Raw genomic sequence first — 20,093 nt, 5'->3', positions numbered from 1 at the left:
ATTTGGTATAATTTAACGGTAACTATTTATAATAAAAGAGGTCGTAATATTGGTGGAGAATCAGTTGTTAAATGGATTAAATAAAGAGCAAAAAGAAGCGGTATTGGCAACTGAAGGACCACTATTAATTATGGCGGGTGCCGGTAGTGGAAAAACCCGTGTGTTAACACATAGAATAGCGCACCTAATTAAAGATAATGACGTTAAACCTTGGCGAATTCTGGCTATTACTTTTACGAACAAAGCTGCTCGTGAAATGAACGATCGAATTATTAACTTGCTAGATGAACAAGCTGATGGAATTTGGGTTTCAACTTTTCATGCGTTGTGCGTAAGAATTTTACGACGTGATGCTGAAAATATTGGATTCTCTCGTTCGTTTTCAATAGCAGATCCAGCTGAACAAAAAACACTAATAAAACAAATATTAAAGAATCGTAATTTAGATCCTAAGCATTATGATCCTAGGACAATTCTTTCGATGATAAGTAATGCAAAAAATGAATTACTAACGCCTAAAGAATATGAACTAAAGGCTCGAGGACCTTTTGAAGAGGTTGTTGCGGGATGTTATAAAGAATATCAATCAGAATTAGAAAATAATCAGTCAATGGATTTTGATGATTTAATCATGAAGACCATTCAATTGTTTGAAGAACACGTTGATATTTTGAAGAAGTACCAAGAACAATTCTTATATATTCATGTTGATGAATATCAAGATACTAATGAAGCTCAATATAGATTGGTTAATCTTCTTGGTAAACTTAATAAGAATGTTTGTGTAGTTGGTGATGCAGATCAAAGTATTTATGGTTGGCGTGGTGCCAACATGAATAATATTTTGGATTTTGAAAATGATTATCAAAATGCTCAGACAATAATGTTGGAACAAAACTATCGTTCTACTAAAAATATCTTGGGTGCGGCTAACGATGTAATTAACTTCAATGACAATCGCAAGCCCAAAGAATTATGGACAGAGAACAATGATGGCGACAAAATAACATATTATCGTGGTCAAAGTGAATCAGATGAAGCTTTGTTTGTAATTGAAAACACCAAAAAAATCATTGAAGAAAAAGGTATGAATTATAGCGATTTTGCTATTTTATATCGAACTAATTCACAGTCACGTGTATTTGAAGAAAAATTACTTTCTGCAAATATTCCTTACAAGATTGTTGGTGGACATAAGTTCTATGATCGAAAAGAAATCAAGGATATTATGGCTTACTTACGTTTGATAGGTAATGCAGCTGATTCGATGAGTTTTCGTCGAATAGTTAATTCACCAAAGCGTGGTGTTGGACCAACTAGTTTAGATAAGCTAGACGATTTTGCAAGAGAACACAACTGGTCATTATTAGAAGCTGCAAATAATGTTGAATTATCTAATATACCAGCGAGAACAAGAACAACTCTTGGTACATTTGCTCATAATATTAAAGAATTGCAGACTAAAGTAACGACAGCTACTATTACTGAAATTTTGGAAGAAACAATTGATAAGACCGGATATATTGATGATTTAAGAGCTCAAGATACATTAGAAGCAAAATCTCGTATTGAAAATATTGAAGAATTATTGACTGTTACTAAACAGTTTGATGATCGTTATGAAGATGATAGTGAGTTACGACTTGAGAACTTTTTGACAGAACTATCGTTAGTCAGTGATCAAGATGATATAGAAGAAGATGTAAAAGAAGTAACCCTTATGACTTTACATGCGGCCAAAGGACTTGAATTCCCGGTAGTATTCTTAGTAGGAATGGAAGAAGGGATTTTCCCACTAGGAAGAGCGGCTGCTGACAATAGTGAATTGGAAGAAGAGCGTCGCTTGGCTTATGTAGGAATCACTCGAGCTGAGAAGAAACTATTCATTACTAATGCGCATAGTCGAATGCTATATGGTCGAGTTCAATCTAATGCACCTTCCAGATTTATCGTAGAAATTGATGATAAATATTTAGACCAAGAAAATCCAAAAGCCGGAAATATAGCCATCAAAAAAGATGATAACTATCCTTTTGCAAAAGGTAGAAGTGCTAAGACTTTTGGTGGAACTTATGTTGCGCCAACGGTAGCAAACAATAAGAGTGCAGCAGCTAGTCAAAACTGGAATATTGGTGATAAGGTTGAACATAAGAAGTGGGGAGTTGGTACAGTGGTTAAGGTACAAGGTGCCGGTAAAGATGCAGAGTTAGATATAGCATTTGATCAGCAAGGAATTAAACGCTTGTTAGCAGAATTTGCCCCAATTACTAAAGCTTAAAAAATTAAAGGAGTAGCTATGAATATAGAAGACGTACAAACTCGATTAACAAAATTAAAAGCGCGTATTACTGAGTTAAGTAATGCTTACTATACAAAAGATGCTCCTTTAGTTGAAGATAGTGAGTATGATCAGTTATATCGCGAACTTGAAGAATTAGAAGCTGAACATCCTGAACTTGTTACAAATGACTCACCAACACAAAAAGTCGGTGGGGAAGTATTATCAGATTTTTCAAAAGTTACTCATGATGTTCCCATGCTTTCAATGGGGGATGTTTTTTCATTAGAAGAATTAGAAGAATTCGACCAACGAATGCAAAAAAATATCGGCAATAAGACTGACTATAATGTTGAATTAAAAATTGATGGATTGGCATTATCACTGGTTTATGAAAATGGTAAATTAGTTCAAGGTTCAACACGTGGTGATGGAGTAATTGGTGAAGATGTAACTGCAAACATCATGACAATTACAGATATTCCTAAGGAATTATCTGAGCCATTGACACTTGAAGTCCGCGGTGAATGCTATATGCCTAAAACATCATTTGGAAAATTAAATGATGAAAGAGAAAACGAAGGATTAGCAACATTTGCTAATCCTCGTAATGCAGCTGCAGGAAGTTTACGACAATTAGATCCAGCAGTTACTAAAAAACGTAACTTAAGTACATTTATTTATACGTTAGTTAATGCTGATGATTTTGAAGTATCAACTCAAGAAGAAGCAATTGAGTTCATGAAGAAACTTGGATTTCATACTAATCCGAGTTCAAAAACTATTAATGATATAGCTGAAATCGAGAATTATATTGAATTATATCAAGAAAAACGTGATAGCTTAGAATACGGCATTGATGGTATTGTTCTTAAAATTAATGATTTAGCTCTACAACAAGAATTAGGGAATACGGTTAAAGTTCCTCGTTGGGAAATTGCCTATAAGTTTCCACCTGAACGTTCTGAGACAATTATTAAAGACATTGAATGGACAATTGGTAGGACTGGTGTTCTAACACCAACTGCTGTCATGGATCCAGTACAATTAGCTGGAACAACGGTTTCACGAGCAACATTACATAATGAAGAAATGATTAAAGACAAAGATATTCGAATAGGTGACACTGTTTTATTACACAAAGCAGGTGATATTATTCCTGAAGTATCTAAAGTAGTGATTGCTAAAAGGCCAGAGGGATTAGAAGAAGCACCAATACCAACTAATTGTCCTTACTGTGATTCTGAATTAGTGCATCTAGAAGATGAAGTTGCTTTAAGATGTATTAATCCTAAATGTCCGGCTCAGATTAAAGAAGGACTTGCTCATTTTGCTTCACGTAATGCTATGAATATAGATGGCTTAGGTCCAAGAATTGTTGAACAATTATTTCAAAAAGAAATGATTAAAGATGTTTCGGATTTATATAAGTTAACCTTTGATGACCTGTCACAATTAGAAGGTTTCAAAGAAAAATCCATTAATAATTTATTGACAGCAATTAACAATACTAAGAACAACTCATTAGAGAAGTTATTATATGGATTAGGTATTAGACATGTTGGAGCAAAAGCTGCCAAATTACTTGCCGAGAGATTTAAAGATATTGATACACTGATGAATGCCTCAAAAAAAGAAGTGGCAGATATCAATACCATAGGTGAAACTATTGCTGATAGTCTACATGCATATTTTAGTAATATTGAAGTACAGACTTTAATTACTGAGCTAAAAGATGTTAATGTAAACATGTCTTATACTGGATCAACAACAATTAATAGTAATAATGAGCATTTTAGTGGCAAGACAATTGTCATTACGGGAACCTTAGCTAATTACAAACGTAAAGAGCTTGCAGAACAATTAGAAGAGTTGGGAGCAAAAATTACGGGTTCAGTTACTAAGAATACGGATTTATTAATTGCGGGAGAAAAAGCCGGAAGCAAATTAGACAAGGCTAAGAGTCTAGATGTTGCTATAATAAATGAAAAAATGTTAGACGGTTATTTGTCAGATACTCAAAGTATCGACTAGGAGGATCATTTTGAAAAAGAAATTTTTGGGAACAGTAATATTAGGTTTATTAACAGTTATTATTGCTGGATGTGGCAACTTACAGAACTCTAGTCTATCAACTGGTGGAACAGATGATTCTAAAAAAGGTAAGACTGTACAAACTACGAACTCTAGTGACGGTAGTTCTTACAATACATTGCTTCAAGGTAAACAGTATCAAACAAGTGCAATTTCAGGACTTTCAAGTGGGTCTAATAATAATCAGTTTAATTTGCAAAGTTTTGAATCAGGATTGTTAGATATTTCAAATATTACTTTCCCAACTAAAGATTACACTCTTCAAGAAGGACAAATATTAAAAGCTGCAGACGTTCAAAAATGGTTACAGCGTAAATCTAAAGATAATCCTGATGGATTAAATCCAGAAGATAACGGGAATACTGATCCTAAAAAACGAAATCCATTATATCTATCACAAATATTAGAAAATGATTTCTATAAAGAGTCAGGAAATGGTTATTCATTAGCTGGAATTTCAATAGGTCTTTCTATGAATCAGATAGATTATTATACTAAGGTTCAATATGGAGCTACTTTTAGTACTAAGATTTCTGATGCCGACCGTATAGAACAAGGTAAAAAAATGGCAAATGAGATTGTTAGTAGATTACGTGGTTATAAAAAATCAAAAGATTTGCCAATTACAGTAGCGTTATACAGTGCAGAGCCAGTTGATAGTCTTGTTGGTGGTAATTACTTTATGTATGGAGTTAGCAAGAACGGTAATAAATCAATTGGTGATTGGAAAGATGTAAGTAATAACAGTCAAGTATTGCCTTTAGTAGGTAATTCAAAAGCTATTAATAGTGCAGATTTAGATAGTTTTACTTCTTTTAAATCTCATATTCAAAATTACTTCCCTAAATTATCGGGAGTAGTAGGTAAAGTTCATTATAAAGATGGTAACTTGAAGCAAATGAGTATCACAATTAATACGCAGTTCTTTGGCGTATCTGAAGTAAGAAGTTTCACACAATATGTCGAAGATGCTGCTTCAACTTACTTACCGTCAGGAGTACCAATCGAAATTAAAATAGAATCTGTAAATGGAATGCAGTCTTTTGTTGCGAGAGATTTAGGACAAAAGAATTTTTATTCCCATGTCTTTAATGACTACTAACGAGGTGGAAAAATGATAGATAAAGAACAAATAAAACACGTAGCAAGTTTAGCGAAACTAGAATTTTCTGATGAAGAGTTTGATGAATTTGCTGAGAAATTTCAAGAAACCATCAAAATGGAAGACATGTTGACACACATTGATACTAAGGGTGTGGAACCAACTACTAATTTAAGTACACGTACTACTACTTTTCGTGAAGACGTTGCACAAAAAGAACAAAGTCGTGAACTATTAATGAAAAATGTTCCTGAAGAAAAAGACGGTTTGATTAAAGTTCCATCAATTTTAGATACAGAAGGTGATAACTAGTGGATTACTTTACACATTCAATTGAAGAATTACATACAATGCTTGTAAATAAAGATATTACTGTAGAACAATTAGTTACTACAACTTTTGATAATATTGAGAACACTGATAAGAAGATCAATGCTTTTATCACATTAAATAAAGAAGCTGCAACTAAAGCTGCTAAAGAACTTGATGAAAAAGGTATTGATGAAGACAACTTATTAAGTGGTATCCCAGTTGCCATTAAAGATAATATTCTTACTAAAGAATTAAAGACAACAGCTGGAAGTAAAATGCTTGAAAACTTTGTTCCAGTATATGACGCCACAGTTATGGAAAAACTTCATAATGATGGTGCCATTAATGTTGGTAAGTTAAATATGGATGAGTTCGCTATGGGTTCATCAAGTGAAACTTCACATTATGGTAATGTTCATAATCCATGGGATTTGAATAAAGTTCCTGGTGGTTCATCAGGTGGATCTGCCGCTGCTGTTGCTGCGGGTGAAGTTATTGCTACTTTAGGTACTGATACAGGTGGTTCTGTTCGTCAACCGGCTGCTTTTAATGGTGTTTACGGATTTAAGCCAAGTTATGGTCGTGTTTCAAGATGGGGAGTTATTGCTTTTTCATCAAGTCTTGATCAAGTTGGTATTTTATCAAAACGTGTTAAAGATGCAGCAGCAGTATTAACTTCAATTAGTGGAGAAGATGATAAAGACTATACATCTGCACAAGTTGAAGTCCCTAACTTTGTTAAAGAATTATCATCAGATATGACAGGTAAGAAGATTGCTGTACCAAGCGAATTTATGGGCGAAGGTATTAATGAAGATATCAAAGAAGTCATTAAGAATGCTCTAAATGAATTTGAAAAAATGGGTGCAACAATAGAAACTGTTTCATTACCTGATATCAAAAATGCTGTACCAACTTACTTTATTTTGGCATCAAGTGAAGCTTCATCAAATCTACAAAGATTTGATGGTATTCGTTACGGATTCCGTGCTAGTGATGTTAAGAATTTGGAAGATGTTTTTGTTAAGACAAGATCTGAAGGATTCGGCGAAGAAGTTAAACGTCGCTTAATGTTAGGAACATTTGCTCTATCAGCAGGATACTATGACGCTTACTTTAAAAAAGCTGCTCAAGTTAGAACACTAATCAATCAAGAAATAGCTAACGTATTTGAAAAATATGATTACATTATGGGACCAACAACACCAACAACTGCTTTCAACATTGGTGCAAAAATTGATGATCCAGTAACTATGTACATGAATGATATGTTGACAATACCAGCCAACATGGCAGGTGTCCCAGCTGCTTCAATTCCAGCGGGCACAGTAGATGGTATGCCAGTTGGCCTACAAATTATCGGACAAAGATTTAATGATCAATCAGTTCTAGATGCTTCATATGCATATGAACAAGCAAATAAATTTTATGAAAATAAACCTAGCATGAAAGGAGATAACTAATATGAATTTTGAAACTACAATTGGTCTTGAAGTCCATGTTGAACTAAAAACAAAATCAAAAATGTTTAGTTCATCTCCTGCTAATTTTGGTGCTGATCCTAATACAAATACTAATGTTATCGATTTTGGATTTCCAGGAACTTTACCATCTGTAAATAAAGAGGGATATCGTTTGGGAATTATGACAGCTTTAGCTTTGAATGCTGAAGTTGAAAAACATACTCATTTTGATCGAAAGAACTATTTCTATCCAGATAATCCAAAAGCTTATCAAATAACTCAATACGAAAAACCGCTAGCAACTAATGGTTGGATAGAAGTTGAAATAGATGGTAAGACTAAAAAAATCGGTATTGAAGAAATGCACGTTGAAGAAGATGCTGGTAAGAATACTCATGGTGAAGACGGTTATTCTTATGTTGATTTAAATCGACAAGGAACTGGATTGATCGAAATCGTGTCAAAACCAGATATGACAACTCCAGAAGAAGCTTACGCATATCTTGAAACTTTGAAACAAACTATTCAGTTTACAGGTGCTTCAGATGTTAAGATGGAAGAAGGATCAATGCGTGTTGACTGTAATATTTCAATTAGACCAATTGGGTCAAGTGAATACGGTCAAAAAATTGAGTTGAAGAATCTGAACTCGTTTAATCACGTGCGTCTTGGTCTAGCATATGAAGAGAAACGTCAAGCTAAAATCTTAATGATGGGCGGCAAGATATTACCAGAAACTCGTCGTTTTGATGAAGCAACTGGCGAAACATATCTAATGCGTGTTAAAGAAGGAAAAGATGATTATCGTTACTTCCCAGAACCAGACTTACCAAATTATGAAATTGCTCAATCTTGGATTGACGAGATCAAATCTCAACTTCCAGAAATGCCAAATAAGAGAAGAACTAGATATGTTAATGAATTAGATATTCCTGAGTACGATGCAGGAGTATTAACAGCTACAAAAGAAATGTCAGATTTCTTTGAAGAAGCAGTTAATATGGATGCTAATCCTAAGTTGATATCTAACTGGTTAATGGGTGAAGTTAACGCTTATATGAATGCAAATCAACTTGATTTACTAGAGACAAAACTTACACCACAAAATTTAGCAACAATGATAAAATTAATTTCAGATGGAACTATTTCTTCGAAAATTGCGAAGAAAGTATTCCAAGAAACTATTGAAAATGGAACTGAACCAGAAGCTTGGGTAAGAGAAAAAGGCTTAGTACAAGAGTCAGATCCAGCTGTTTTAACACCTATCATTTCTAATATCTTAGATAATAACGAACAATCTATTGAAGATTTCAAGAATGGTAAAGATAGAGCTATTGGATTCTTAGTTGGACAAATCATGAAGGAAACTCACGGACAAGCTAATCCAAAAGTTGTGAATAGTATTTTAATGACTGAAATAAAAAAGAGATAATTTAGCGAGGAATAATCTATGCGCGCAAGATTAATTTATAATCCAACATCTGGTCATGAAACGATGCCAAATAATGTTGGTGGAATTTTAAATGTATTAGAAGAAGCCGGTTATGAAGCTAGTGCTTTTAGTACAACGCCGGATGAAAGCTCAGCCAAGAATGAAGCAAAAAGAGCTGCAAAAGCTGGCTTTGAATTAATAGTTGCTGCTGGAGGCGATGGGACAATTAATGAAGTAATCAATGGTATTGCTGGTTTAGATAAACGCCCGCAATTAGCGATTATTCCTGCTGGAACAACCAATGATTATGCTCGTGCTTTGAAAATTCCTCGTGAAGATCCTATTGAGGCTGCAAAGGTTGTCCTTAATAAAACATTTTTACCAATGGATATTGGTAAAGCTAATGATGGTTACTTTATGAATATTGCTGCTGGTGGATCTATGACTGAATTAACTTATGAAGTACCATCAGCATTGAAGTCAATACTTGGCTACTTAGCATATTTAGTTAAGGGAGCTGAAATGCTACCTCGTATGAAAGCAACAAAAATGCGTATTGAATATGATGATGGATTTTATGAAGGTGAAGCATCAATGTTCTTTATTGCCATGACAAACTCAGTTGGTGGAATGGAACAATTAGTTCCAGATAAACAATTCAGTGATGGATTGTTTACATTAATTGTAATAAAGACAAGCAATTTAAAAGATATCTTACATCTTATTGCACAAGCTCTTAATGGTGGCAAGCACATAGATAACGATAAGATTATTTATACAGATACTCGAAATGTAAAAGTTATCCCTGAAGAAGACGAAAAACTCATGATCAATTTAGATGGAGAATATGGTGGTGATGCTCCTATCACATTCACTAATCTTCAACGACATATAGATATTTTTGCTAATACTGATGAGTTAAAAAACTCAATTAGTAAAGATGCGCTGCTTGAAAATAATAAAGCACAAACAAAGGTGAATAATGAAGAAAAATGATCAAATAATAACAACGATTTTAGATTTGACCTACGAAGGAAACGGGATAGCCAAAGTGGATGGTTATCCTTTATTTGTAGAAAACGCTCTTCCTGGAGAAGAAGTGAAAATTCAAATACTAAAGGTTGGTAAAGACTACGGTTTTGCTAAAACTATTGAAATAATAACTCCTAGTCAAGATCGACAAGAAGTTTCTGACAGTCGATATATTCAAACAGGGATAGCACCATTGTTATTCTTAAAATATGAGAAACAGTTAGAATTCAAAAAACAACAAATTATTAATTTGTTAGCTAAACAACACATGGATGACATTAATGTTAAGGATACTGTCGGTATGGACAATCCATTTGCATATCGTAATAAAGCGCAAATTCCAGTACGTAATATTAATGGCGAATTGACGACCGGATTTTATCGCCGCCATAGCCATGAACTAGTTCCAATGGAAGATTTCTTAATTCAAGAAGATGGTATTGATGAACTGATTATACAAGTTCGTGATATTCTTCGTAGATATGAAGTTAGTGCATATAATGAAAACAATAATTCAGGACAAATTAGAAACATCATGATTAGAAAAGGCCACTATACAAACCAATTTATGGTTGTCTTAGTGACTACAAGAGAAAAGATTTCTCCTTTAAATGCTATTGCTGATGAAATTCAAGATCTGCCAAATGTTGTAAGTGTTGTTCAAAATATTAATCCCAATAAAACAAATGTTTTACTTGGTAAAAAGAACAAAACATTACGCGGTTTTCCATATATAGAAGATGAAATATTAGGTAATAAATACCGTATTTCACCTAATTCTTTCTATCAAGTTAATTCATTACAAACACAAAAACTCTACCAAATAGCGATTGATAAAGCTGAATTAACAGGGAAAGAAACTGTTGTTGATGCTTATTCTGGAATTGGAACAATCGGACTATCAATGGCAAAAAGAGCCAAGCATGTTGACGGAATTGAAATTGTAGAAGCAGCTGTTAAAGATGCCAATCGAAATGCTACTGTTAATCACATTGGAAATGCAACTTTCCAAGTGGGAAAAGTAGAAACAGTCCTTAAACAATGGGCTAGTGATGGTAAAAAAGTTGACGTATTAATGGTAGATCCACCAAGAAAAGGGTTGGACAAATCATTAATGGATACAATTAAACAAATTCAACCTAAGAAGATGGTATACATTAGCTGTAATCCAGCAACGTTAGTGCGTGATTTAGCTAGTTTAGTAACTGATTACGAAATTGGTTCAATTACCCCAGTTGATATGTTTCCAATGACAAATCATATTGAAAGTGTAACTAGATTAACTCTTAAACATAATTAATATAATTTGAGGCTAACTATGAGTGAAAAAGTAAAACCAATCTATTCTGATCGTAGGGTCAGAAAACATCAAAATATTTTAATAACAATCGCTGTTACGGTTGTTTTATTGTTGGTGGGTAGTTGGGCAATAGTACAAAAAATTCAAAATGCTGGACGTCCTTCTGTTAACGAATTTCCAATTCTAGGTATGTCTATTGATCAAAATGATGGATATCAAGATTTTGCGTCACTTAAAATACATGATATTAAGTTCATATACTTCAAGACAACCGAAGGATCGAGCTATACTGACGATAATTTAGAGAGTAACTATTCTAGAATCAAAGGATCTGAGATACCTTTTGGATTTTCTCATACAGTTAGCTTCGATTCATCTGCTGAGAATCAATTTGAAAATATTGTTGATGCGGTTGGTGAAAATAGAGGGACATTACCGTTTGTGTTGAAAGTTTCAGCCTATGGTGAATATGCAGATTCAGGAATTCCAAAGAAAAAAGCTACTAAGATAGTACAAGCACTAAGTAATGATATAAAAAGTCGGTATGGAGATGATTGTATTATTCAAGTAGACTCTTCATCTGAATTTTTGACTAAGAATTTCAATCGTATTTGGTATATGTCAAAAAAACAACCAGAGGCAAGCTGGACAATCTGGCAATATTCAACGGATGCACAAATACCAGGATATGCTAGCTCTAATAAGTATCATTTATCAGTGCTAAACGGAAATAATAATACGCTAAATGAATTGATTCAAACACCGTAAATATTTAGTTATAATAAAATTAATAGTTATTTGGGAGGACTTATGATGAGAAATTTAGGAATTATTGGTACCAATTGGATAACACAACAATTCGTCGCTGCAGCAAAAGAGAGTGAAACTTTCAAATTAACACATGTATATTCAAGAACTGAAGAAAAAGCAAACGAATTTGCTAAAGAAGCAGGTACTGTTGCTAACATCAGTACTGATGTTGAGGAATTTTTCTCAAGTGATGATTTTGACACGGTCTATATTGCATCACCTAATAGCTTACATTTTGAATATACTAAAAAAGCTATACAACATGGTAAGAATATAATTGTCGAAAAACCATCATTCTCTAATCGAAAAGAGTTTGCTGAAATTGAAAAAATGTTACAAGACAGCGATGTTTACTTCTTTGAAGCTGCTCGTCATATCCATGAAGATAGCTTCAACAAGATTAAGGAATATATTGATCAACATAGACAAGAACTTTCAGGTGCAAGCTTGGATTATATGAAGTATTCAAGTCGCTATGATTTAGTTCTTGATGGTCAAGAGCCTAATATTTTCTCATTGAAGTTTTCAGCAGGGGCTCTTTATGATCTTGGTGTTTATACTATCTATGATGCAATTGTATGGTTTGGAACACCTGAAGAAGTTCACTACCAACCTGAGATTATCGCTACGGGAGCTGACGGTAGTGGAGTTGCCACATTGAAATATGAGAAGTTTGATGTGAACATCATTTTTGGCAAAACAAAAAATTCATATATTAAGTCAGAAATATATTTTGGCAAGAATACTTTACAGTTTGATAATGCCGGAACAATTGAAGAAGTTACAAGATATGAAGACGATAAAGTTATTCCTGTAGATATAAATGTTCAAGATAACCCAATGGTTGAAGAGGCAAAAGCTTTCTATGACATTATGGAAAACAATGATCGTGATAAGTTTAAAGAATTATTTGGTTATGCCAAAGAAGTTAATGAAGTTCTCAATAAATTAAGAGAAGATGCAGGAATCATATTCGCTGCAGACTAGGTGTGAAATTGAAAATACCAGAATTATATGAAGACTATTTTGCAAAAAGAAATTTTAAAAATCTAACGGCTATTCAAGATTTAACATATGAATCATTTCTAAATAAGAAAGATTTACTCGCAATGGCACCAACAGGGTCAGGGAAAACTTTGGCTTTTAGTTTGCCATTAGTAGAAAATATTGAATCAAGAATGGGACTTCAAGTAATAATATTAGAACCATCTCAAGAATTAGCTGTTCAAGTTAGGGATGTGTTACAACCTTTATTGAAGTTAAAAGATGCCAAAGTAATGGCTTTGACTGGTGGAGCTAATACAAAGAGACAAGTAGATAAGTTAAAAAAAGAAAAACCAGAAGTAATTGTAGCGACAATTGGCCGTTTGAATGAAATGGTTGATATTGGCCGTGTGAAACTAATTAAGGCCAATACATTAGTAATTGATGAAGCTGATGAATTATTGTCTAATGAGAAATTAGAGTCTATTAGAGCTATTACAAGTCGTATGAAAGATGATGTTCATATAGCTATGTTTTCAGCTACTGCTAGTCCTATTTTTGATGAATTACATAAATGGTTTGGTCGCGATTTTGAAGTGATTGATGACCGTGAAAATCAAGAATATCGTAGAGGTATTAAGCATTATTTTATTAATGCTACTAATAATCGAAATGAATTGATTAGAAAACTTGCTCATGATAAAAAGTTTCAAGGTATTGTCTTTTTTAATAGCTCGAGACAGTTACATAAAACTGCTAGTGATTTGAATTATAAGAAGACTAATTATGTGATGCTGGATAGCAAATCATCATCGCAACAACGAAAAGATGCATTAACTAAATTTACTACTAAAAAAGTTAATTTATTACTTACTAGTGATGTTGCAGCACGTGGAATTGATATTCCACAAACTAATACAATAATTAACTACATGATTCCAAGAAGTTCTGAAGAATACATTCATCGTAGTGGACGAACTGGAAGAATGGGACGTAACGGTGCTAGTATTACATTTGGTAATGATCACGATTACCGTAATTTCAAGAATATCTTGGCAAAAGATTTTGATGTTAAAAATGTTGTGATTAATGGCGAAGGTGAATTTGTTAAATCAAATAAAATTACTAGAGCTGCAATTGCTAAAAAAGATGAACCAAAGAAAAAGAAGCGTTTAAGAGATCAAAAAAACAAAGGTAAACGTAAAACAAAATAGCGATAAGCTATTTTTTATGGTCGCTTGGCTCAGATGGATAGAGCAACTGCCTCCTAAGCAGTAGGTCCCCGGTTCGACTCCGGGAGCGATCATTTATACATGTTTCGAACATATACTAAACATGTACGTCAATGATAAAAGTATTGATAAATCAGCGTTTCTTATTTTCAACATGTATCAAACATTTTTAAAAATCGGTACACAAACGGTACACATTTATCATTCGGTACACAAATTAAGCACAAAAGAGGACTAATTTTTGTTAGAAATTAGTCCTCTTTTAATTGAGAATATTTATTTTCTTGTCACGGCTACATCATGATCAAAGTTGAAATCATCCCAAATATCAGTGTCGTCAATTGCAACGTATTTTTTCTTCATTACATCAATCATATATGCAAGGTTTTGAACAGCTTCGTTTAAATCTACTTCGTTAATATTTGTATTAATTATAGTTGCGTCTTGGTATTGATTAATGTAGGTGTTTTTTGCTCCATGTTCTGTAAAATTGTCCCAAGTTCCTATTAATTTATTTTTAAATTCAGATTGGAAAATATCCATTTCATCTTGAGCAAGATTTTTTGGATACGAAATGGTATAAAAAGAATTTAAATCAAAAGGAATTGATGTTTTGTCGTCTGAAATTATTATTGTTGGTTTCGGTTGACTAAGACTGAGACCTAATTCAAACATCACGTTTGAATTTAATCCACTTGTAATTGCAATAACGATATCAGCATCAAAAATATTTTTAACGATTGAGTGATTAATGTCGGTGACCCCAGATGATTCACTTACTAGTCCTTTAAACTCAAAGGAATTTTCCTTATCTGATAAGTCAAGAATCCATTTCTTTAATAAAGATTCAAGGTACTGAAAGTGATTTGGTTTATAATCATCTTTTGGATCTATTGGACGAATAACATAAACTTTTATTTTATTCATAAATATACTTTTTCCTTTCTATAAATAAAGATATTTCAATTATAGCAAAGGAGTAAAAATAATAATTAGGAGAGATACCAGATGAATTTGATAGCATCATATTTTATACAAATAAAAAAAGCATCCGTTAGGATGCTTTTTGTTTTATTCAAATTAGATTGAAGGTGTACCGAACCAGTCGATACGTGATTCAACAGTATCTTGAATAGCTTTTGTACCTGGTGCAAGAACTTTACGAGGATCAAATCCTTTTTCTTTCTTGTCGTTACCAGCGTTGTAGTATTCTTTAACTGCATCTGACCAAGCAATTTGTTGTTCAGTGTTAACGTTAACTTTTGCAATACCCATTGAGATTGCTTTAACGATTTGTTCCTTAGGAATTCCTGAGCCACCATGAAGAACAAGTGGTGTATCAATAGCATCAGCTAATTCTTTTAGACGATCAAAGTTAAGACCAGTCCAGTTTTCAGGGTAAACACCGTGAATATTACCGATACCAACAGCAAGGTAATCAACACCTGTAGCTGCTAATTGTTTAGCTTCTTCAACATCAGCCAATTCACCAGCACCAACGATACCGTCTTCTTCACCACCGATTGAACCAACTTCACCTTCGACAGAAATGCCTTTAGCATGAGCAAGTTTAACGATTTCTTTTGTTTTTTCTAAGTTTTCTTCGAATGGTAAATCGTGACCATCAAACATAACTGAGTTGTAGCCAGCTTCGATAGCTTCTTTAGCAGCTTCGTAGTTACCATGATCCAAATGCATTACAACTGGAACTGTAATGTTCATTGATTCAATTGTGTTAGCAACTAAGTTTTGAACTAGTTTGTAACCACCCATATATTTACCAGCACCCATTGATGTTTGGATAAGGATAGGTGTGTTTGTTGCTTGACCAGCAGCCAAGATAGCACGTGTCCATTCTAGATTGTTTGTGTTAAAGGCACCAATAGCATATTGACCATCACGTGCAGCTTTAAACATTTCGTTACCGTTTGTTAAAACCATGAGAAATCCTCCTGAGTATTTACCATATAAAATGGCGTTTTCATTCAACAGAATTAATTATACAATTTTACGAAATAAAATTATAGCTCATAAACGAATTAAAACGCTTACATTAATAATTGGAATTTACCCAAATGGAAATTATATAATTATTTTTTATTTTTTTTTGATTTTTTACGTTTAAGAAGTGGGCTATTATCGTGAATAAAAATAATTCGTGTTATTACATAATTAAAAATACCAATTAATACTTGATCAATGATTTTTACGATAACAGGATGACTAGGTACTAGCCAAATACCAATGTACATAATTGCCATATCGGCTACCCAAGAAAATAAACGAGTAGAGAAAAATGAACTTAACTCGCGAAAATAGCTAGAGTAATTATAAGTTCCATTTTTAAAGACAATGTGTTTATTGCAAAAAAAGGAGAACAGATTTGCAATAAACCATGCCAGAGTATTAGATACGACGATAGTTTTGTTTAAATTAACATGATAAAAATTAAAAAACAAAACATTTATCAAAGAGGCAAGAAAGCCGAAGATTGCATAAATAAAGAAATTTCGATACTTATTAAATAGTGATTTCATATAATTGCCGTTATTTAAGATTGAGTTTTTGCCATAAGTTCTTCGGCAAATTTGTCTAAATTATTAATATCGTCTATTTCAGGAGATAGTTCGACTTCGACAGGTTTGGCACCGCTGACTGCACCTATTTGATCGAAGATCTTAGCAAATTCATAAATTGCACGACAGAAATCATCGTAGTAATGATCTCCAGAACCGCAAGTACCATATACTTTGCCGGATAAGTCTTCTTCTTTCAAATCTTCATAAAAATCTAGTGCTTCTTCTGGAACAATGCCATCTTCGTATGTATAAGTTGCAATAACACAAATATCACTGTCTAAGAAATCTGAAGTATCTGTTTGTCCCATTTCAGAAACATCAACATCACAGCCTAATTCTTGAAATTTTTCTTCAAGAATATCAGCAATTTCTTCATCATTTCCCGTAATACTACAATAAACAATTTTTACTTTAGTCATTTGTGTGTCTCCCAAAAAGTCTTTAAAAGCTTAAATAAGTATAGCAAATATAACAAATAATTACATAATTGATTTATAATGGTAGTACTGATTATATTTTTAGGAGATATCAATAATTGATAACATTAAAATCTGAACGTGAAATTCAAGGTATGAGAGAATCTGGTGCATTACTGGCTAATACACAAAAAGAAATAAAGAAAATGATCAAACCAGGTCTTAACACCATGGATATTGAAAGATTTGCTGACAAATACATTACTGATCATGGAGCAACTCCATCTGAAAAAGGTTTTGAAGGTTATAAATATGCAACGTGTGTTTGTGTGAATGATGAAGTAGCTCATGGGACACCTAGAGAAGGGCTTATTCTGCAAGACGGCGATATTGTTAAGGTTGATATGGTCGTTAATTTGAATGGGTATGAATCTGATTCTTGTTGGACTTATGCAGTTGGCACTATCAGTGAAGAAAATCAACGCTTAATGGATGTTACTAAAAAAGCTCTATACTTAGGTATTGAACAAGCCGTTATAGGTAATAGAATTGGTGATATTGGTTATGCTATTCAACAATTTGTTGAAGTGGAAAATGGCATGGGGTGTGTTCGTGATTTAATCGGTCATGGAATTCAACCAACTATGCACGAAGAACCAAACGTACCACATTATGGTAAAGCTGGCAGAGGATTAAGATTAAAAGCCGGTATGACAATTACAATTGAACCGATGGTTAATTTAGGAACATGGGAAATTGATTCTAAATTTGACGAAAATAATTGGGAATATTTTGTTTCAGCTGATGGGACTAATTCTGCACAGTTTGAGCACACTATTGCTATTACAGAAGACGGCCCTAAGATACTGACATCTGAAGATCCAGAATATGATAAGAAGTATTTATAAAATACGGTAAAAAATATGAGTAATCAAACAAGTGAAACACCAGTTTTTTTGAGTGATTTGCCATTAAAAAAGAAAATAAGTGCTTTTGTTGAAAAAACTATCGAATTTTTAAACCAAGGGAACATCATAAATAATGCAAAAGTAATTGTATATTATATCTTACTATCATTGTTTCCTATGATTATTTTATTGGGGAGTATGTTGCCTTTTCTACACCTAAATGTGAGTGAGGTGATGGAATATATTAATATGATCTTTCCATTACAGATTGCAGAGTTATTAGCACCAACAATCAAACAATTATTATCACAATCTAGTGGTAGTCTTATTTCTTTTGGTGTTGTTATAACCATCTGGGCTAGCTCACGTGGGATCAATTCTTTAAAAATGAGTATTAATGATATCTATGGTATTCGAAGAGAGCCAATATACACGCAGCGAACATGGCTAGACTGGGGTATTCGCCGAACAGTTTCGGTGATGATAACACTTTTTTCGTTTGTAATGTTTGCTGCATTAGCAATTATTCTGATTTTTGGACAAATATTTATAGAATGGTTGATTAAAACCTTTGGATTGCACCAACAATTCTTAAATGAATTTTTAACTTGGAAATGGCCAGTTGCATTAATTGTATTATTTGTAGTTTTAGGATTCCTATATTACTTTTTACCCAATGTACAAGTGAAATTTAAAACGATACTGTTGGGAACAGTTTTATCGACGGTTGGCTTGTCTTTATTAACTCAATTCTTTTCTTTATACATGCGGTATTTTGGGGTATCATGGAATAGTTATGGACCAATAGGTGCTTTTATAGTATTTTTATTATGGATGAATATGACCGCTGTTGTTTTTATGTTTGGTGCGGTCATTAATGCAGCGTTTTCAGAATGCTTAGAAGGAAAATTTATTGTAAGCAAAAGAAACTTTAACAGTTTCCAAAGGAGTAAATAATGAGGGTTAAAAAAGCAGTAATTCCAGCAGCAGGTTTAGGTACTAGATTCTTACCTGCCACTAAGGCTTTAGCTAAAGAAATGTTACCAATAGTTGATAAGCCAACTATTCAATTTATCGTTGAAGAGGCTAAAAAGTCTGGAATTGAAGATATATTAATTATTACAGGTAAGAATAAACGATCAATTGAAGATCATTTTGATTCTGTCCCTGAATTGGAACAAAACTTGGCTTCAAAACATAAAGACGAACTTTTGAAATTAGTACAAGAAACTACTGATATCGGGGTTAATATTTATTATGCACGTCAAGTTCATCCTAATGGATTAGGTGATGCTGTTCGTATGGCTAAAACCTTTGTTGGTAATGAACCATTCGTAGTTATGCTTGGTGATGATTTAATGGAAGACGAAGTTCCGTTAACAAAACAATTAATCAACGATTATGAAGAAACAAATGCTTCAACGCTTGCAGTTATGCAAGTTCCAGAAGACGAAGTTTCTGCATACGGTGTCATTGATCCAGATGGTCAAGTAAAAGACGGTTTATACAATGTTAAGAGCTTTGTTGAAAAACCAGCTAAAGAAGATGCACCAAGTAACTTGGCAATCATTGGTAGATATCTATTAACACCAGAAATTTTTGGATTGTTAGAAACTCAAGAACGTGGTGCTGGTAATGAGATTCAACTAACAGATGCCATTGATCGATTGAATCAAACACAAGACGTCTATGCGCATGAATTCAAAGGTAAACGTTATGACGTTGGGAATAAGTTTGGCTACTTAGAAACAACTATTCAATATGGATTAACTCATCCTCAAGTTAAGGATAGTTTGAAACAATATATTATTGATTTAGGTAAAAAATTAGAAAAAGAAAATTAATGTAGAATAATTCTTTTATCATCAAGTCTTAATCCAAAGACTTGATGATTTTTTTTGTCTAATTTCATAAAAATAGGTAAGTTGAATCGCTCTTTTTTATTAAGCATAAATAATAACTCCCAATTCTTAAGAGAATTATTTTTTTCGCCGAGCACAATAAATAACTGATCGTTAAAAACTTCAATATTTACTAATGCATAAATTTTATGATCTAAATATCCCCAAACGGTTTCATTTTTTGAAATATCTCTAAGCATTTCTAATAGGTCTAATACTCGCATCTTATACCGTCCTTATCGCTTGTAAC

General features: G+C 33.1%; 19 protein-coding genes and 1 tRNA gene. 15 read left to right on the top strand and 5 right to left on the bottom strand.

Translation table 11 applies throughout. The features are described from left to right. The first annotated feature begins 49 nt into the window (after positions 1-49). The 12 genes from pcrA to RD055328_RS05440 all read left to right on the top strand — a co-directional run bounded on the left by pcrA (position 50) and on the right by RD055328_RS05440 (position 14,113). Complete coding sequence (pcrA, locus tag RD055328_RS05495) at positions 50-2,278, top strand: DNA helicase PcrA (RefSeq protein ID WP_244087795.1); 2,229 nt, start codon at positions 50-52, stop codon at positions 2,276-2,278. Between the two features lie 18 nt (positions 2,279-2,296). Continuing rightward, complete coding sequence (gene ligA, locus RD055328_RS05490) at positions 2,297-4,312, top strand: NAD-dependent DNA ligase LigA (RefSeq protein ID WP_244087794.1); 2,016 nt, start codon at positions 2,297-2,299, stop codon at positions 4,310-4,312. 10 nt (positions 4,313-4,322) lie between these two features. After that, positions 4,323-5,474 carry a CamS family sex pheromone protein gene (locus tag RD055328_RS05485; RefSeq protein ID WP_244087793.1) on the top strand — a complete coding sequence of 384 codons (1,152 nt, stop codon included), beginning with the start codon at positions 4,323-4,325 and terminating at the stop codon, positions 5,472-5,474. A gap of 12 nt (positions 5,475-5,486) precedes the next feature. Continuing rightward, positions 5,487-5,786, top strand: a complete 300-nt coding sequence (gene gatC, locus RD055328_RS05480; protein ID WP_244087792.1) for an Asp-tRNA(Asn)/Glu-tRNA(Gln) amidotransferase subunit GatC — start codon at positions 5,487-5,489, stop codon at positions 5,784-5,786. After that, positions 5,786-7,249, top strand: coding sequence for an Asp-tRNA(Asn)/Glu-tRNA(Gln) amidotransferase subunit GatA (gene gatA, locus RD055328_RS05475; RefSeq protein WP_244087791.1), 1,464 nt, complete (start codon positions 5,786-5,788; stop codon positions 7,247-7,249). The genes gatC and gatA overlap by 1 nt, the downstream gene beginning before the upstream one ends. Position 7,250: 1 nt before the next feature. Then, a complete protein-coding gene (gatB, locus tag RD055328_RS05470) occupies positions 7,251-8,681 on the top strand; it encodes an Asp-tRNA(Asn)/Glu-tRNA(Gln) amidotransferase subunit GatB (protein ID WP_244087790.1) in 1,431 nt (476 codons plus the stop codon). An 18-nt stretch (positions 8,682-8,699) separates the two neighbouring features. After that, positions 8,700-9,677 carry a diacylglycerol kinase gene (locus RD055328_RS05465; RefSeq protein WP_244087789.1) on the top strand — a complete coding sequence of 326 codons (978 nt, stop codon included), beginning with the start codon at positions 8,700-8,702 and terminating at the stop codon, positions 9,675-9,677. Continuing rightward, positions 9,664-11,013: a 23S rRNA (uracil(1939)-C(5))-methyltransferase RlmD gene (gene rlmD, locus RD055328_RS05460; RefSeq protein ID WP_244087788.1), complete on the top strand. Its 1,350-nt coding sequence runs from the start codon at positions 9,664-9,666 to the stop codon at positions 11,011-11,013. The genes RD055328_RS05465 and rlmD overlap by 14 nt, the downstream gene beginning before the upstream one ends. An 18-nt stretch (positions 11,014-11,031) precedes the next feature. After that, positions 11,032-11,781 (top strand): GH25 family lysozyme, encoded by a 750-nt coding sequence (locus RD055328_RS05455; RefSeq protein ID WP_244087787.1) that lies wholly within the window; start codon positions 11,032-11,034, stop codon positions 11,779-11,781. A gap of 45 nt (positions 11,782-11,826) precedes the next feature. Next, positions 11,827-12,810: a Gfo/Idh/MocA family protein gene (locus RD055328_RS05450; protein WP_244088149.1), complete on the top strand. Its 984-nt coding sequence runs from the start codon at positions 11,827-11,829 to the stop codon at positions 12,808-12,810. 2 nt (positions 12,811-12,812) lie between these two features. Next, the gene (locus RD055328_RS05445) at positions 12,813-14,021 is read left to right on the top strand and encodes a DEAD/DEAH box helicase (RefSeq protein ID WP_244087786.1); all 1,209 of its coding nucleotides are present in this window, start codon (positions 12,813-12,815) and stop codon (positions 14,019-14,021) included. Positions 14,022-14,039: 18 nt separating this feature from the next. Continuing rightward, a tRNA-Arg gene (locus RD055328_RS05440) sits at positions 14,040-14,113 on the top strand. 202 nt (positions 14,114-14,315) lie between these two features. Here the strand turns inward: RD055328_RS05440 and RD055328_RS05435 are convergent. From RD055328_RS05435 to RD055328_RS05420, 4 genes are all read right to left on the bottom strand, one after another. Continuing rightward, a complete protein-coding gene (locus RD055328_RS05435; RefSeq protein ID WP_244087785.1) occupies positions 14,316-14,966 on the bottom strand; it encodes a hypothetical protein in 651 nt (216 codons plus the stop codon). Positions 14,967-15,119: 153 nt separating this feature from the next. Continuing rightward, positions 15,120-15,980 (bottom strand): class II fructose-1,6-bisphosphate aldolase, encoded by an 861-nt coding sequence (fba, locus tag RD055328_RS05430; RefSeq protein ID WP_244087784.1) that lies wholly within the window; start codon positions 15,978-15,980, stop codon positions 15,120-15,122. Between the two features lie 149 nt (positions 15,981-16,129). Then, on the bottom strand, positions 16,130-16,576 hold the full coding sequence (locus RD055328_RS05425; protein WP_244087783.1) for a GtrA family protein: 447 nt from the start codon (positions 16,574-16,576) through the stop codon (positions 16,130-16,132). Between the two features lie 14 nt (positions 16,577-16,590). Beyond that, the gene (locus RD055328_RS05420; RefSeq protein WP_244087782.1) at positions 16,591-17,037 is read right to left on the bottom strand and encodes a flavodoxin; all 447 of its coding nucleotides are present in this window, start codon (positions 17,035-17,037) and stop codon (positions 16,591-16,593) included. A gap of 116 nt (positions 17,038-17,153) precedes the next feature. Here RD055328_RS05420 and map point away from each other — a divergent pair, with 116 nt between their 5' ends. The 3 genes from map to galU are packed head-to-tail and all read left to right on the top strand — an operon-like array spanning position 17,154 to position 19,786. Then, on the top strand, positions 17,154-17,942 hold the full coding sequence (gene map / locus RD055328_RS05415; protein WP_244087781.1) for a type I methionyl aminopeptidase: 789 nt from the start codon (positions 17,154-17,156) through the stop codon (positions 17,940-17,942). 15 nt (positions 17,943-17,957) lie between these two features. Beyond that, complete coding sequence (locus RD055328_RS05410; protein WP_244087780.1) at positions 17,958-18,899, top strand: YihY/virulence factor BrkB family protein; 942 nt, start codon at positions 17,958-17,960, stop codon at positions 18,897-18,899. Further along, a complete protein-coding gene (gene galU / locus RD055328_RS05405) occupies positions 18,899-19,786 on the top strand; it encodes a UTP--glucose-1-phosphate uridylyltransferase GalU (protein ID WP_244087779.1) in 888 nt (295 codons plus the stop codon). Before RD055328_RS05410 ends, galU begins: the two co-directional genes overlap by 1 nt. On the opposite strand, the gene RD055328_RS05400 is transcribed toward galU, so the two are convergent. Continuing rightward, positions 19,783-20,067 carry a hypothetical protein gene (locus RD055328_RS05400; RefSeq protein WP_244087778.1) on the bottom strand — a complete coding sequence of 95 codons (285 nt, stop codon included), beginning with the start codon at positions 20,065-20,067 and terminating at the stop codon, positions 19,783-19,785. The two genes, galU and RD055328_RS05400, sit on opposite strands and share 4 nt — an antisense overlap. Between the last annotated feature and the right edge of the window lie 26 nt (positions 20,068-20,093).

The sequence above is a fragment of the Companilactobacillus sp. RD055328 genome, assembly GCF_022835675.1.
Lineage (GTDB): Bacteria > Bacillota > Bacilli > Lactobacillales > Lactobacillaceae > BQUT01.
Note: the sequence above shows the minus strand (reverse complement) of the source record. Positions and strands in the feature narration are given on the sequence as shown.

What these genes read in the sequence shown, in the direction of transcription:
- galU (WP_244087779.1), top strand. Translation starts at nt 18,899, where the DNA reads ATGAGGGTTAAAAAAGCAGTAATTCCAGCAGCAGGTTTAGGTACTAGA.
- RD055328_RS05425 (WP_244087783.1), bottom strand. Translation starts at nt 16,576, where the DNA reads ATGAAATCACTATTTAATAAGTATCGAAATTTCTTTATTTATGCAATC.
- RD055328_RS05400 (WP_244087778.1), bottom strand. Translation starts at nt 20,067, where the DNA reads ATGCGAGTATTAGACCTATTAGAAATGCTTAGAGATATTTCAAAAAAT.
- RD055328_RS05450 (WP_244088149.1), top strand. Translation starts at nt 11,827, where the DNA reads ATGAGAAATTTAGGAATTATTGGTACCAATTGGATAACACAACAATTC.
- RD055328_RS05410 (WP_244087780.1), top strand. Translation starts at nt 17,958, where the DNA reads ATGAGTAATCAAACAAGTGAAACACCAGTTTTTTTGAGTGATTTGCCA.
- ligA (WP_244087794.1), top strand. Translation starts at nt 2,297, where the DNA reads ATGAATATAGAAGACGTACAAACTCGATTAACAAAATTAAAAGCGCGT.
- RD055328_RS05465 (WP_244087789.1), top strand. Translation starts at nt 8,700, where the DNA reads ATGCGCGCAAGATTAATTTATAATCCAACATCTGGTCATGAAACGATG.
- gatC (WP_244087792.1), top strand. Translation starts at nt 5,487, where the DNA reads ATGATAGATAAAGAACAAATAAAACACGTAGCAAGTTTAGCGAAACTA.
- RD055328_RS05420 (WP_244087782.1), bottom strand. Translation starts at nt 17,037, where the DNA reads ATGACTAAAGTAAAAATTGTTTATTGTAGTATTACGGGAAATGATGAA.
- fba (WP_244087784.1), bottom strand. Translation starts at nt 15,980, where the DNA reads ATGGTTTTAACAAACGGTAACGAAATGTTTAAAGCTGCACGTGATGGT.
- rlmD (WP_244087788.1), top strand. Translation starts at nt 9,664, where the DNA reads ATGAAGAAAAATGATCAAATAATAACAACGATTTTAGATTTGACCTAC.
- gatB (WP_244087790.1), top strand. Translation starts at nt 7,251, where the DNA reads ATGAATTTTGAAACTACAATTGGTCTTGAAGTCCATGTTGAACTAAAA.
- RD055328_RS05455 (WP_244087787.1), top strand. Translation starts at nt 11,032, where the DNA reads ATGAGTGAAAAAGTAAAACCAATCTATTCTGATCGTAGGGTCAGAAAA.
- RD055328_RS05435 (WP_244087785.1), bottom strand. Translation starts at nt 14,966, where the DNA reads ATGAATAAAATAAAAGTTTATGTTATTCGTCCAATAGATCCAAAAGAT.